Below are 14248 nucleotides of genomic sequence, written 5' to 3' on the forward strand. Positions count from 1 at the left end.
TAGAAAAAGTCTCCTCACTTAGTATTTGTTTTGTTTGAAAATAAAAATTTCTCCCTCGTTTGTAGCAATAACGACGTTACCGCCTGAGATCGCCGCCTGAGAAGGGACGCGATTTGCCTCAACCTTTCCATCTGTGCCAATGTAGATGGCTACTTCGGCTCGGTTGGGAAACGTGACAATGAATCTAGCGCCGCCTCGCGCACTCAAAGTTCCAAAGTTGATCTTGCAAGTGGTGGCAGCGCGTAGGGTGCCACTTTTGTCAAAATATTTACAAGGTGATGTGTAGTTAACGGTGGTGCTCGCCTGAGCGATCGCCGGAAAAGCTAGCACGATGATGAACGCAGATAGTTTTTTTAACATTCACGAAACCTAAAGTTGAAGTTGGGTGATGGCAATCCCACCCGATAAACAAACGTCCACATCTGAGCCGGGATCGCGTCTACGTTTAGTATATTCTCCGCAGTAGTAAAAGTCGTTGCCCTCAAGCCGAAAATCACACGGAAGCGGCTGAGTGCAAGGCGTGCAAAAGACGATCGCCGGACTCATTCCCATTTCTAAATAAGGCAAGTTGACGTTCCAGAATGTCCCCGGTTGGTAGGGTTGCTGATGCAATTCTGCTAAGACTTTTGCTGTCCAAAAGGCGGATAGATCCCAGTCGATCGGGTTCTTTCCCTTCTTATATTGAGAGATCGCGACTCCAGGAATTCTGTGAAACGCAGCTTCTCTGACCGCAGCAACCGTTCCAGAAATGTAGACATCTGCGCCCATATTGCCGCCTGCATTAATCCCAGACAGCACAAAACTCGCATCAGGGCAGAGATGATTTAGGGCAATGCGGACACAATCAGCAGGAGTTCCAGCGATCGAGAACTCAATCCCCGATCGTGACTCTAACTGAATCGGTTTTGTTGTTGTCACCTGATGCCCACAGCCAGACTGATGATCGCGAGGTGCCACGATCGTTCCCTCACCTTTCACCGCTTTCAGCAGCGCCCGGATACCCGGAGCATCAATTCCATCATCATTTGTCAAAATTAAAGTCATATTCACCAATACTCCGAACATCTCCTTCGAGTCAGTGGTTAAAATCTACACCTGCTTAAACTTTGCCTGTATTGACAATGCAGTGCTGAGAAATGAATCCAGAAGTCTTTTGCACTCGTATAGATTGACGTAGACATAAATCGCTGAAATTAGGAGAACAATCATGCGCGTTGCTTACTTCGGACTTGCATCCATCTTAGGAGTAGTTGGGGCACTGAGCTTCAGCAGTTCCTCAGGTGCAAATCATCCTCCTTTATTCGCGGTTCTTTCGGGCGGAAATGAGGTAGATATGAAAGGCATGGCGGCTAAAGGTGATCCAGATGCTTACGGTTCAGCCACTATTATTCTGAATCCGACTAAAAACACCCTTTGCTTTGCCCTAACGGTCGACAATATCGATGCTCCTACTGCTGCTCACATTCATAAAGGAACTGCGGGTATGAACGGACCTGTGGTCGTTCCGCTCACGGCTCCTAAAATGTCTCCTGGAGCTTCTAGCGGCTGTGTCACGATCGAGCCTGCGTTACTCAAGGACATTCAGGACAAGTCAACAGGCTATTATGTCAACCTACATAATCCTATGTTCAAGGATGGGGCGCTTCGAGGTCAGCTTCATTAAGGCGCTCTGACTGATTTGTGCATGATCAACATCATCAGAGCGATCGTTCGCAAAAAAATCCCGCTCTTTATCTAAGAGCGGGATTCTAAAAAATTGGCTATTTCTGATTTAGCTTTGCGCGACAGGCTCTTTCGCCAAAAACTTCTCTAGTTCGGTGATCGCATCGGCATCGACCTTAGTTTGCATCGGGCAAAACTTAGGACCACACATTGAGCAAAATTCAGCCGTCTTATAGATATCGGCTGGCAGCGTCTCGTCGTGATATTCCTTCGCGCGTTCGGGGTCAAGCGATAGCTCAAACTGACGATTCCAGTCAAAGTTATAGCGAGCTTTCGAGAGTTCGTCATCGCGATCGCGTGCCCCCGGTCGGTGACGCGCAATATCTGCCGCATGAGCCGCAATTTTGTAGGCAATCAAACCATTGCGAACATCTTCAGCGTTGGGTAAGCCGAGATGCTCTTTGGGCGTGACATAGCAAAGCATCGCTGTGCCATACCAGCCTGCCATTGCTGCCCCGATCGCTGACGTGATGTGGTCATACCCCGGCGCAATATCCGTCACCAACGGACCCAACACATAGAAAGGCGCTTCCGAACACTCTTCCATCTGCTTGCGGACGTTAAACTCAATCTGATCCATCGGAACGTGCCCCGGACCTTCGACCATCACCTGAATGTCGTGTTCCCAGGCTTTGCGGGTAAGTTGTCCGAGGGTCTTAAGTTCGGCGAGTTGGGCAGCGTCAGAGGCATCGTGCTGACAGCCAGGACGCAGTGAATCGCCTAAGCTAAAAGAGACATCATAGCGTTTGAAAATCTCAATGATGTCGTTGAAGTGAGTGTAAAGCGGATTTTGCTTGTGGTGCCCCAACATCCAGCGAGCCAGAATGCCGCCGCCACGAGACACAATTCCTGTCAGACGATTTTTGACCAGAGGCAGATGCTCAATCAAAATCCCGGCGTGAATGGTTTGATAGTCCACACCCTGTTGAGCGTGCTTCTCAATGATGTGGAGAAAGTCATCTGGAGTCAGCGTCTCGATGTTGCCGTGGACACTTTCTAACGCCTGGTAGATGGGGACGGTGCCGATCGGAATTGGCGAAGCTTTAATAATTGCTATCCGCATCTCGTCCAGATTGCCGCCTCCGGTGGACAGATCCATCAAGGTGTCGGCACCATATTTCACTGCCAACCTTAGCTTATCGACTTCTTCATCTAAATTTGATGAATTAGGTGACGCACCGATGTTAGCGTTGACTTTGCACCGTGATGCAATCCCGATCGCCATCGGCTCTAAGTTGGGGTGATTGATGTTGGCAGGGATGATCATCCGACCCCGCGCCACTTCGTCTCGAATTAGCTCGACGGGGAGATTTTCCCGTTGAGCCACAAAGCTCATCTCTTCGGTGATGACACCTTGACGGGCGTAGTGCATCTGAGACACGTTTTTGTGCCCGCTTCGCTTCGCGATCCAATCTGTCCGCATATTCGATTCCTCAAGATAAACAGCTTCCCTTCGCTGGCATTACCCAGTCTCAGGTTCTAAGGGTTTGTTCTCAGCCCTATTGGGCACCCCTAGCTCGAACGCTGATTCTACCATCCTCAGTTTGTGCTGAGGCGCAGAGTCTAAAATTCAACGGTGCGGCGCTGTCTATGCTGAGGCGATCAAAGGGGCAGGAGGGATAGTTGAGAAAGATCAGGAAATCTTCAGAAAAAAGTCTCGCTGCCCCCTTACAATCAATTTGCAAAATCTGTAAACTTTCTGTGAGACTAATGATTCGAGCTAAATATTTCGTAAACAAAGTAAAGATATTTTGTGTACAAAAAAGAACAATTATTCAGAACTGCGATCGATTCTTGCTTTTGACTCTTCGTTAGGTAGTCTAGAACACGATCGCTCTCCCTCAAATCGCCTCAGTGTTTGAGAGCTAACCGTCTTGCTTCATCGTCGTAGAGTGATATAAGAGTGTTTGATCGCGCTCTTTAAAAGCAGGTTGTAAAACTGCGATCGCGTTTCTCTTTTTTAAGTATTTTTACTTGCCTAATCCCAGCGGATTTTCGTACTACATATACAACAAGTGTAGTCATTCTCACGTGTCAAGGTGAAATGACCGCCTTGGCAAACGGCAAATTTTCTAGTAAACCTGATTTAGCTGCCTGTCTGCGCAAGTCTTTCTAAAATTACCCGATCGCCAATCAAATTTGAAATCAAGGCTTCCAAATCTAGTTTGACGTTTAGTAGGAGGTTTATATGCGGATTGCTCAAGTAGCCCCTCTGTGGGAAAGAGTTCCTCCCCCAGCTTATGGCGGCATTGAACTGGTTGTCAGCTTGTTGACCGATGAACTGGTGCGACGCGGGCATGAGGTGACGCTGTTTGCCTCTGGTGACTCGCTGAGTTTAGCGACTCTCGAATCGGTTCATAGTCGTGCTCTCAGGCAAGACCCCACTGTGAAGGAGTATTCGATTTATGAAATGCTTCAACTCAGCCAGGTTTACGATCAGGCTCAAGACTTTGATATCATACATTCCCACATGGGCTGTGCGGCGTTGCCCTACGCAAAATTCGTCAAAACGCCGACGATTCATACGCTACATGGCGTATTTACTTCCGACAACGAAAAGATGTTTCGTCGATCGCGTCAACAGTCTTTTGTAAGCATTTCAAACGCGCAGAGAGACCCAAAACTTGAATTAAACTGCGTCTCTACGGTTTATAACGGCATTGATGTCGATAGCTACAAGTTTTACGCCCAGCCGAGTGAGCCGCCTTATTTGGCATTTTTGGGTCGGCTGTCGCCCGAAAAAGGTCCTCATTTAGCGATCGAGATTGCCAAGCGTACGGGCTGGAACCTGAAAATGGCGGGAAAAATTGATAGTGTCGATCGTGAATTTTACGAGCAAAAACTCGCGCCTCACATTGACGGTGAGCAAATCCAATATTTGGGCGAGGCGAACCACGTCCAGAAAAATACGCTGATGGGCAGTGCAGTCGCGACTCTATTCCCGATCACCTGGCGAGAACCGTTTGGGCTGGTGATGGTGGAGTCAATGGCAGCCGGAACGCCCGTGATTGGAATGCGGCTTGGCTCGGCTCCTGAAGTGATTGCTCATGGCAAGACGGGTTTTTTATGTGACACCGTAGATGAGTGTATTGCGGCGCTGAGTCGCATTCATGAAATCGATCGAGCTACCTGTCGCCAGCACGTCATCAACGAGTTTAGCGCCCAGGAAATGACGGATGGATATGAAGCTGCATATCTCCAGATTTTGACGGGAAAAGTGACGAGTAAAAACGGTCGTGTGCCTATGTTAACCGCTAATAGCAACATTAACTAAGTGGATCAAACGGTTCACTTTTTTTGTACCTGTTGATGAGTCGGCGATCGTGAGTTTGCAGTTGTTGTGGTGGTTAGTCGCCTGTTTTGAATAGTCCGTTTTCGATGAGTGAATTTGTCACTGGTCGATCGTGGCTAACCACTGGTCTATAAGGTGAAAATCATGGTGCTTTTAAGCGACAAGCGAAATGCGTCAAGTTCCACTATTCCTGATCCCTTTATTTCAGCGCGCTCTAATGCTCCCAATCGGCAGGCGATCGCGCTCATTTCAGATCATGGCGACCCTGCCGCAGATATTGGTCGAGAAGAAGCAGGCGGACAAAATGTGTATGTGCGTCAAGTGGGTGAAGCGCTGGCAAAATTGGGCTGGCAGGTCGATATGTTTACCCGCAAGACGAAAGCCGATGATGCCACGATCGTCCAACATTCTCCTCACTGCCGCACGATTCGCTTAACGGCGGGACCTGAAGAATTCATTCCTCGCGATCGCTTATTTGAATTCATGCCAGCATTCGTCGAGGCGTTTCGAGTTTATCAAGCGGAGTATCACTATCCGTTAATCCATACGAACTACTGGATGTCTGCGTGGGTGGGTCTAGAAGTGCAGAAAACCCATAACGTTCAGCTTATCAATACCTATCACTCACTCGGTGCGATTAAATATCAGTCGGTTCCAAACCGTCCGGCGATCGCCAACACTCGGTTAAAGGTTGAACAACAAATTTTAGAGCAAGCCAACTGCACGGTTGCCACCAGTCCTCAAGAGCAGGAAGCCCTTCGGACACTGGTTTCTAGTCAGGGACACATTGAGGTGATTCCGTGTGGAACGGACATCGAAAACTTTCATGTGATTCCAAAATCGGAGGCGCGATCGCAGCTAGAATTCCGACCCGATGAGAAAATTGTTCTCTATGTCGGACGCTTTGATCCGCGCAAGGGAATTGAAACGCTGGTTCGTGCCTGCGCTCAATTAAAAGCCAGTCCTGCTAACGTCCGTTTGGTCATTGTCGGTGGCAGCGATCCAACTCAACCAGATGGCGACGAGCGACTCCGAATTGAACGCATCGTGCAAGAGTTGGGATTGTCAAATCGAACAACGTTTGCAGGGCGGGTTGGACACGATCAACTGCCGCTCTATTACACGGCAGCCGATGTGTGTGTAATTCCGAGTCACTATGAGCCATTCGGATTGGTGGCGATCGAGTCAATGGCGTGCGGAACTCCGGTCGTTGCCTCTGCGGTGGGCGGATTGAAGTTCTCGATTGTGCCAGAAGAAACCGGATTATTGGTTCCACCTCAAGACATCGGTGCGTTTGCAGATGCAATCGATCGCATTCTCGGCGATGATATATGGGCAACCAGGCTAAAGCTCCAGGCATCTGAGCGGGTGCGGCGAAACTTTGGCTGGTCGGGTGTGGCGGCTCAGTTGAGTGATCTCTATCGACGCGTTTTGGCACAGTCGATCACCCATGAACTATTAGCACCTAGGCAGTTAGATGGGTTGGCTGGGGCGATCGTCGTTCCGACAAAAGCGCTGACTCAAGTTTCATAAAAATCGGGAGGCAGGGTGCAGAATTTTTGTTCTCAACTGCCTCCCTTCTTTTGTTTAAATCTCACCTGCAATTTTGCGTTTTAGAATTTCGGTCATTTCTTCAGAACTCAAGTCATTGCTGTACCCCGGTGCATTTGGGTCGCGACGGCTTAGGAGGGCTGCGAGGGCTTCATCATCTTCTCGATGTTTCAAAATATAAGATCTTAGTTCTTCTCTAGTCATTGCCTCAAAGTTAGGTTTGGTCATAGAAAATCCCAGATTCCATTTTGTTGAATGACAATTTCGATGTTTTCCTGAGCCAGGATATAAATGATTCCTGTGATCGGATTGAAGCGAAACAAGTAGATATCTCGGTATAGATTGGAGAGCAATTGGCAGACTTGGACGGCTGCGAATGCCTGGGCAATGGTGGGAGAAATGGGGCTACCTCATAATTCTGACATAAATATGTTTCCCACGATCGTCTGCCCAATTTTCCTTTCGATAGACAGAAACAGCAAAGCTAATAGGGATTATGCTGATGCCTCTAATTCTCCAATACTCCACTCAGATTCAGAAATACCGATCGCGGCAAGTATACGACGACAGTAGATGAGATGTTGTTTTGCTGAACTGGAGTGATAAACCCAAATGCCGTTGGATAGCTGATACCAATGATTCGGATAGTTCTTACCCTCAACGCTGTCATCGAAGATGCCGACTGCTTGCCTAACTTTGCCAAAGTCCTGCGGACGATTTTTAATAATCCACTCTAAGGTGATCACTCGTACCTGTCGCCATGTCTGGTTTGGTATATCGAGCTTTTCGCCGCAGATACTCATTGAGATCGGCTTCCCGTAGACTATTGGAGTTATCGGAGTCGCTTCTCCTAAAGCAGACCAAGTTTCAAGAAACTTTTCTGCCAAAAAATCCGCACGTTTTAAGATGGCGTTCTCATCCCACTCGTCAATCGATCGAGAAAAGTAATCTTTATTGAGTCTCAACTCATGCTTTGCTAGGATCTGCTTCTTTATAGAAAAAGGTGAGTTAGACAGCGCTGAATTCCATTCCTGAGTTACTAGAGTCAGGTTGCCAAGTGTATGTCTATAGTCCTGATAAATCCGCTCAAAGTTCTCTCCCAACTCAACTTTCCACGTCTCATTGAGTGTTTGTGGCATTAAATGTTCGATTGTTGGCTTACCACTTAGAACGGTATATCCACCAGAGCCTTTTGAAAGATGTCGATTGATTGTTTCTAAAATTAGAAAGATTTTCTCTTGGTTACGGTTATCGTAAAGGCTAGAAGTCTGAATCGCTTGCTGAATCTTTCGATCGGGTGGGTAACTTTTAGAAACTAAAGCTCTCTTCAACGCTTCCTTAAAGCTCAACGCATTGGTAATCCCCATTTCGTAGCCCAATCCTCCATCATCCATCTCATCGATTACGTCACGCCAGAGAGTAGGAAACATTTTGTTGAGATAATTGCTCGCCTCACGACAAACGTAACGGCGCACTACGTAGTTTTCTAAAACTTCCAAAGTTTCCTTAAAATCGTTTGGCTTAAGCCAGCCGTTTACATAAGCATCGTAAGCCATTAGAAGAAATGGATAAGCTGTTTGAATCTCTAGAGTATTCAGACGAGTTAGCGCTTCTCTAATCTGTAGATTTTTCTCGTTTTCTGGTCGTAGCAGCTTGTTGTAATATTCTGCAAAACGTCTTAGTAGAGATATTTCTTCAATGAACTTTGCATCATCACGGAATTCCTCGTAGCGATCGCGAAATCGAGCATAGATGTGCTCTTCACTGCACAGGAACCGTGACTGCGTGGCGAGATAATGCCTGATAAAAGCTGTAAGTTCTCCGATTCTAGATTTACCGACCGTCCGTCTTTCCTGCAATAAATTTTCAATCTTCTCCCAATGTTCTGTAAATACTTTCTCTTGCTTTGCTGTTGGCAGTTTCATCGCGATGTAGTTGCGTACCAAATCAGCCTGTGAGAGTGGTTTTCCTTTAGCGTTTAAGCTTTCAAATATTTTATAGGGACTTTCATCTTTGTTGAGTTCAACAAACACTACCTGAAAGCAGCTAGACAGCACGATAAAGAATTTTTGAGGTTTGATGTTGCCGTCAACGAGATTCTTAGTTAATTCTTTCCGTAAATAATCATAAGCGATTGGAATTCTAGATTCGGTTTCTTCAGGTTTTTCCCCTAACAAGATAGATATATAAGCTTGGCGATCGCCATATTTGTTAGTAGGTAACACCTTAAAACGTACATCACCGTCAGCATCCTCATTCATGAGAAGTTTTTGAACTCCTCTTGCAGTTCTGGCATCAGTTTCACAAATTAGATCTCGGAAAGCACACAAAAGAAGAGAGATGGTTGTTAACCGTTGTTGACCGTCCACCAAGGTAAAAGCAGGAATTACCCCGCTCCTAGTACCATCATTGATAACAACCAGCGAACCTAGAAAGTGTTCAGGTTCTTTTTCATCCTGACATTCTTCATAGATTGCTAACGTATCGTTTAAAAGAGTCTGCCAATTAATTCTGTCCCAACTATACTGCCGTTGAAAATGAGGCAATACATAGTGAATATCGCCTCCACCGCTGAAAATTTTGGAGATCTTGAGACTGTCGGCTCTCATTGCTGCCTACCTGTATAAACGGATGCCTTCCTCCGATAGGATAGCCCAAGTTTTCGAGAAAAGACCTATTTAGAAGTAACAATAGTCCGGACAGTTTTGAATCGCCAACGGCAGAATGCGGGTTTGAGCCTCCTCGGCGCGGTCAGATGCTGACGGTAGAATGCGGGGTTCAGCCTCTGCCTCGAAAATTGTCCGGACTATTGAAGTAAGCTACTTGGCAGAATTGTTACCTAATCTCCAGTAATCGATTTTCTACAGCAAAAAACTTGTGATGCGGTCACTTGCAGTTCTGAGAATGTTGAAGAAAATAAACGATCGCTCTAATCAATCGAGAAGTCTATTGTTCGACTTGGTTGATTTCCTCAAAAGAAATCCCTTCGTAGATTTCGGCGACGGTCATCTCAACCTCGATCGAGCCAAACCTCACAATATCCTCAGTCGATTCGTACACACGATAAATCCAGAAGTCACCATCTGATTTAGTGTATTGCTGAATCTCTAACTCGTATTGATTGATTAACACATATTCTTGAAGTTCAGGAATCGATCGATAGTATTTAAACTTATCGCTTTTATCATAATCTTCCGTTGATTTAGATAATACTTCAATGATTAATCGAGGATTTGTCAGCGTATCCGACCGATTGTTATAAGGTGCAGGTTCACCTTCAATAACCATCACATCGGGATATGTAAACTTGCTGTATTTGGGAATCCATAAGCGAACATCACTGGAGTAAAACCGATAGCCTTTGCCTCTGAGCTTGGATTTCAGAACCCAAAGGTTTGTAATAATTTCGTTGTGACTAAACGAGCCGCCTGTCATTGGGACAATTTCTCCACCGTGATATTCGCTCTTAAAATCAGCTTTTTCTTCCAAAGCTAAGTATTCCTCTGGGCTGTAGCGTTTTTTGACTTCTGTGGCTTGCATGGAAATCACCAATGAGCGACTACTTAAATAATAAGCGAGATGCAATTGCTCGCATCTCGCCTTGCTAATTTTATGAGTTGTGAATCCTACGCGCTGAAGTATTTAGCAGTAGGGTGATAGGCGATAATTGCGGTCGTTGACTGTTCGGGGTAGAGTTGCTCACTCTCATCCATGTGCAGATTTAAGCGATCGCTGCCCAACAAGTCCAGCAGTTTATATTGGTCGTAGATGTGGGGACACGCCGGATAACCGAAGCTATAGCGAGAACCCTGATAGCGTTGCGCCAAGATGTCGCGAATGTTGTCGGGGTCTGCGTCGCCAAAGCCCAACTCGCGACGAATTCGAGCGTGAACCCATTCAGCCAAGGCTTCTGCCATCGAGACCGCCATCCCGTGGAAGTATAGATAATCGGTGTAGTTATTTGCCTCAAACAGCGTTTTTGCAAAGTCGGTTGCGACTTCACCCATCGTTACCGCTTGCATCGGGAAGACATCGATTTGCCCCGACTCTTTAGAGGCGAAAAAATCGGCAATGCAGTAGCGCCGCAGCGATCGCTGACGAGGAAAACTAAAGGTCGCGATCGGAGTCGATGTATCCAGCGTATTCGGGTCATACAGATGCAGCGAGTTGCCGTCTGACTGACAGGGAAAATAGCCGTAAATCGCTTGAGGATGCAGCAGATTTTCCTCGACGATGCGGTGCTTCCAGGTATCTAGAATCGGGTAGACTTTTTCTGCCAGAAAGCGATCGTAGTCTTCGCGAGACTGCTCTCGTGGTTTGCGGAACTGCCACTGTCCCGCGATCAGTGCCTGCAAGTCTAGATGCCAGAATAATTCATTCCACGGCAGGTCGGAGGGTTGCAGAATTTTGGTGCCCCAGAATGGAGGCGTAGGACGGGGAATGTTGGGATCGATGGACTGCGATCGAGTCGGATCTTCCGGCAGCGATTCAGAAATGGTTTCTGTTCCAGTAGTCTCTGCCGTTGGTTCGTCCGTAACCTCTTCGATTAAATCGGCTGCTAATTCCTCATTTAAGAAACCCTTGAGATTATCCCACTCGCCGTTATTTTTGGCGGGCATGAACTTATCCATGAAGTGTAGGTCAGAAAAGGCATCTTTGCCGTAAACGACTCGACCGTTGTAAGTCTTTTGACAATCATCGTGGACAAATTTTGGCGTTAGCGCCGCACCGCCCAAAATCACCGGAACTGTGATTCCTTTCTCGTTGAAGGTTGCCAGATTTTCTTTCATGAAAGCTGTTGATTTTACGAGTAAGCCGCTCATCGCAATGCAATCAACGTTGTGTTCCATGTAAGCGTCGATAATCTTATCTACGGACTGTTTAATTCCGAGATTAATCACCTTATAGCCGTTGTTGGTGAGAATGATGTCTACCAGGTTCTTACCGATGTCGTGAACGTCGCCTTTCACCGTTGCGATTAGCATTACGCCTTTTGACTGTCCGGCTTCTTTTTTCTCCATTAGCGGCTCTAAGAAGGCGACCGCAGACTTCATCGTCTCGGCAGATTGCAGCACGAAGGGCAGTTGCATTTGACCCGACCCGAATAGTTCACCAACCGTTTTCATGCCATCTAGCAAGTAGACGTTGATGATTTCAAGCGGCGGATATTGGTCTAACGCGACTTTGAGAGCGTCTTCGAGTCCGATGCGTTCACCGTCGATGATGTGGCGTTTGAGACGTTCTTCGATCGGAAGCTTGGCATCTTCGCTGCGATCGCGCTTTGTCGTCGCGCCTTCAAACACCGTCGTTAGGTCTCCAAGCGGATCGTAGACGCAGATATCGCCGTCAAACTGACGCTGATCGTAAATCAGTTTGCGACAGATTTCTTGATGCTCTGGGGAAATCTTCGCCATCGGCAAAATCTTGGCAGCACTGATGATCGCGCTATCCATCCCGGCTTGGGTGGCTTCGTGTAAAAACGTCGAGTTCAACACCTGACGAGCGGCAGCATTTAGACCAAACGAGATGTTAGAAACGCCGAGGGTAATGTGACATCCCGGCAGGTTCTCGCGAATCATCCGAATCGAGTCGATCGTCGCCTTTCCATTTTCGCGATCTTCCTCAATCCCGGTTGAAATCGGCAGCGCTAATGTATCAAAAAAGATCTCGTAAGGGGGAATGCCAAACTCAACGGCTTGACGATAGGCACGCTGGGCGATCGCGAATTTCCTTTCAGCCGTTCGCGCCATGCCGTCTTCGTCGATCGTCCCAATCACCACACCCGCCCCATATTCTTTGGCGAGTTCTAGCACTTTTAGGAATCGTTCTTCCCCATCCTCATAGTTGGTTGAGTTGAGGAGACATTTGCCTCCCGCAACTTTGAGTCCGGCTTCCATCTTTTCCCACTCGGTCGAGTCGAGCATCAGCGGCAGATTGACGTTTGTTACGAGTCGAGAAACTAACTCGTGCATATCTTTCACGCCATCGCGACCGACATAATCGACGTTGACATCCAGAATGTGCGCGCCTTCTTTGACCTGCGATCGAGCCAACGCCACCAAGCCATCCCAATCTTCTGCATTCAGCAAGTCGCGACACTTTTTAGAACCGCTGGCATTCAGCCGTTCGCCAATAATCAGGAACGAATTATCTTGCTCATAAGGTTGAGCGCTGTAGATCGAAGCCGCCGAAGGCACGTAATTTAACACGGGACGAGCCGCAACTTGCCCATTGCTGCGAACCTGACGCGCTCTGGGTTTCAGCGTTGACGCGACCTCCGCCAACTGATGAATGTGATCGGGGCGAGTGCCACAGCAGCCTCCAATTACTTGCACTCCCAGGTCTTCAACAAAGTGACCTAACGCCATTCTCAGTTCCATTGGCGTTAGTTTGTAGTGAGCGTGTCCGCCCACGTTTTCAGGTAAGCCAGCGTTAGGAATACACGACACGATGAATGGTGAATGAGCCGACAGATATTTAATGTGTTCTGCCATGCGATCGGGTCCCGTTGCACAATTCAATCCGAGAATGTCGATCGGGTACGGCTCTAAAATCGACAACACTGCACTAATATCAGAACCGACCAACATCGTGCCCTGAATTTCCATCGTCACCGACACCATCAACGGACGACGATCGCCCTTTTTCCTAAACACTTGTTCGATGCCGTTTAACGCCGCTTTGATTTGCAGCACATCTTGACACGTCTCGACCAAAAAGAGGTCTACGCCTCCGTCATATAAGCCTTCTGCCTGTTCTGCAAAGGCGGTTTTGAGGGTGTCATAATCGATGTTGCCTAGCGTGGGAAGCTTTGTGCCCGGTCCGATCGAGCCTGCTACAAACCGAGGTTTCTCTGGAGTCGAAAACTCATCCGCGACGCGTCTTGCCAGTTCTGCGGCGGCTTTGCTGAGAGAGTAGGCTTGGTCTGCTAAGTCATATTCAGCTAACACAAAGCTGCTGCTGCCGAAGGTGTCGGTTTCGATCACATCTGCCCCGGCTGCCAGAAAATCTCGATGAACTTTCTCGACCGCTTCTGGCTTGGTGTAGACCAAATATTCGTTACAGCCTTCATAGTCGGCTCCGCCAAAGTCATCGGCGGTGAGATTTTGCACTTGCAAATTGGTGCCCATTGCGCCATCAAAGACAAGCACAGGACGATCGGGACTGTGAAGACGAGCGAGAAAAGCACTGTTCATAAAGCAACTAGCAACGAAGAGAGAACTCGAATCGCTCACCAACCAAGCCTTGACTCACTGTGTAGTGTGAATAAGGAACCTTGGCAGGGGCAGCGACGATTGTGATATTTTACGATTTCTATATTATTTCTACTTTGACACATCTCTCTCAGTCGCAGCTAAGGTGATGCGAGTCGAATTATCAACCCGGCAACGGTTGATCGGTCGTGGCAGAAGTCTTTCGCCCCCTAAATCCCCCAAAATTGGCAGGGCTAATTTAAGGTCGAGAAAGAAAATCTGTACCCTTTATCTTGCGTTAAGGCATCATTCTGATGCTGAACGAAGACTCAAGCTTGTAGATTTTATCTGGTGACAACTAATCAGCCCTGCCATTCATGGGGGATTTAGGGGGCGTTCCAGGATTCATGCAGGAGGTCTACTGAACCAACGGGACAAAGCTGAGGTGCAATCTCAATGATTGCCAGGTTGATAGGACTCCATAATGAGT

At 47.5% G+C, this 14248-nt stretch carries 11 protein-coding genes and 1 riboswitch; of the genes, 3 read left to right on the top strand and 8 right to left on the bottom strand.

Annotation, left to right across the window (positions count from 1 at the left end):
• Nucleotides 1–18: 18 nt before the first annotated feature.
• Together A8707_RS03070 and surE are read right to left on the bottom strand one after the other, a co-directional pair.
• Nucleotides 19–360 (bottom strand): hypothetical protein, encoded by a 342-nt coding sequence (locus A8707_RS03070; protein WP_068815006.1) that lies wholly within the window; start codon nt 358–360, stop codon nt 19–21.
• Between the two features lie 9 nt (nt 361–369).
• A complete protein-coding gene (gene surE, locus A8707_RS03075; protein WP_068815008.1) occupies nt 370–1044 on the bottom strand; it encodes a 5'/3'-nucleotidase SurE in 675 nt (224 codons plus the stop codon).
• Between the two features lie 163 nt (nt 1045–1207).
• Here surE and A8707_RS03080 point away from each other — a divergent pair, with 163 nt between their 5' ends.
• Complete coding sequence (locus A8707_RS03080; protein WP_068815010.1) at nt 1208–1663, top strand: CHRD domain-containing protein; 456 nt, start codon at nt 1208–1210, stop codon at nt 1661–1663.
• 108 nt (nt 1664–1771) lie between these two features.
• Here the strand turns inward: A8707_RS03080 and thiC are convergent, their stop codons facing one another.
• The gene (gene thiC, locus A8707_RS03085) at nt 1772–3145 is read right to left on the bottom strand and encodes a phosphomethylpyrimidine synthase (protein WP_068815014.1); all 1374 of its coding nucleotides are present in this window, start codon (nt 3143–3145) and stop codon (nt 1772–1774) included.
• A gap of 8 nt (nt 3146–3153) precedes the next feature.
• Nucleotides 3154–3246: riboswitch (TPP riboswitch) on the bottom strand.
• Between the two features lie 664 nt (nt 3247–3910).
• Here thiC and A8707_RS03090 point away from each other — a divergent pair.
• The gene (locus tag A8707_RS03090) at nt 3911–4996 is read left to right on the top strand and encodes a glycosyltransferase family 4 protein (protein ID WP_068815016.1); all 1086 of its coding nucleotides are present in this window, start codon (nt 3911–3913) and stop codon (nt 4994–4996) included.
• Between the two features lie 162 nt (nt 4997–5158).
• Nucleotides 5159–6547: a glycosyltransferase family 4 protein gene (locus A8707_RS03095; RefSeq protein ID WP_082906200.1), complete on the top strand. Its 1389-nt coding sequence runs from the start codon at nt 5159–5161 to the stop codon at nt 6545–6547.
• Nucleotides 6548–6601: 54 nt separating this feature from the next.
• Here A8707_RS03095 and A8707_RS03100 read toward each other — a convergent pair whose 3' ends face one another.
• From A8707_RS03100 to metH, 5 genes are all read right to left on the bottom strand, one after another.
• Nucleotides 6602–6793, bottom strand: coding sequence for a DUF6887 family protein (locus A8707_RS03100; protein WP_068815018.1), 192 nt, complete (start codon nt 6791–6793; stop codon nt 6602–6604).
• Complete coding sequence (locus A8707_RS30555) at nt 6790–6966, bottom strand: DUF6888 family protein (protein ID WP_414858388.1); 177 nt, start codon at nt 6964–6966, stop codon at nt 6790–6792. Before A8707_RS30555 ends, A8707_RS03100 begins: the two co-directional genes overlap by 4 nt.
• 93 nt (nt 6967–7059) lie before the next feature.
• Nucleotides 7060–9174, bottom strand: a complete 2115-nt coding sequence (locus tag A8707_RS03105) for a DUF262 domain-containing protein (protein WP_068815020.1) — start codon at nt 9172–9174, stop codon at nt 7060–7062.
• Between the two features lie 337 nt (nt 9175–9511).
• Complete coding sequence (locus A8707_RS03110) at nt 9512–10105, bottom strand: Uma2 family endonuclease (RefSeq protein ID WP_068815024.1); 594 nt, start codon at nt 10103–10105, stop codon at nt 9512–9514.
• A gap of 86 nt (nt 10106–10191) precedes the next feature.
• Nucleotides 10192–13761, bottom strand: coding sequence for a methionine synthase (gene metH, locus A8707_RS03115; RefSeq protein WP_068815025.1), 3570 nt, complete (start codon nt 13759–13761; stop codon nt 10192–10194).
• Between the last annotated feature and the right edge of the window lie 487 nt (nt 13762–14248).

Origin of the sequence: Phormidesmis priestleyi BC1401 (assembly GCF_001650195.1) — a bacterium.
Taxonomy (GTDB): Bacteria; Cyanobacteriota; Cyanobacteriia; order Leptolyngbyales; family Leptolyngbyaceae; genus Phormidesmis_A; species Phormidesmis_A priestleyi_B.

Coding starts and splice junctions, on each gene's coding strand:
- A8707_RS03070 (WP_068815006.1), bottom strand. CDS start 360: ATGTTAAAAAAACTATCTGCGTTCATCATCGTGCTAGCTTTTCCGGCG.
- surE (WP_068815008.1), bottom strand. CDS start 1,044: ATGACTTTAATTTTGACAAATGATGATGGAATTGATGCTCCGGGTATC.
- A8707_RS03080 (WP_068815010.1), top strand. CDS start 1,208: ATGCGCGTTGCTTACTTCGGACTTGCATCCATCTTAGGAGTAGTTGGG.
- thiC (WP_068815014.1), bottom strand. CDS start 3,145: ATGCGGACAGATTGGATCGCGAAGCGAAGCGGGCACAAAAACGTGTCT.
- A8707_RS03090 (WP_068815016.1), top strand. CDS start 3,911: ATGCGGATTGCTCAAGTAGCCCCTCTGTGGGAAAGAGTTCCTCCCCCA.
- A8707_RS03095 (WP_082906200.1), top strand. CDS start 5,159: ATGGTGCTTTTAAGCGACAAGCGAAATGCGTCAAGTTCCACTATTCCT.
- A8707_RS03100 (WP_068815018.1), bottom strand. CDS start 6,793: ATGACCAAACCTAACTTTGAGGCAATGACTAGAGAAGAACTAAGATCT.
- A8707_RS03105 (WP_068815020.1), bottom strand. CDS start 9,174: ATGAGAGCCGACAGTCTCAAGATCTCCAAAATTTTCAGCGGTGGAGGC.
- A8707_RS03110 (WP_068815024.1), bottom strand. CDS start 10,105: ATGCAAGCCACAGAAGTCAAAAAACGCTACAGCCCAGAGGAATACTTA.
- metH (WP_068815025.1), bottom strand. CDS start 13,761: ATGAACAGTGCTTTTCTCGCTCGTCTTCACAGTCCCGATCGTCCTGTG.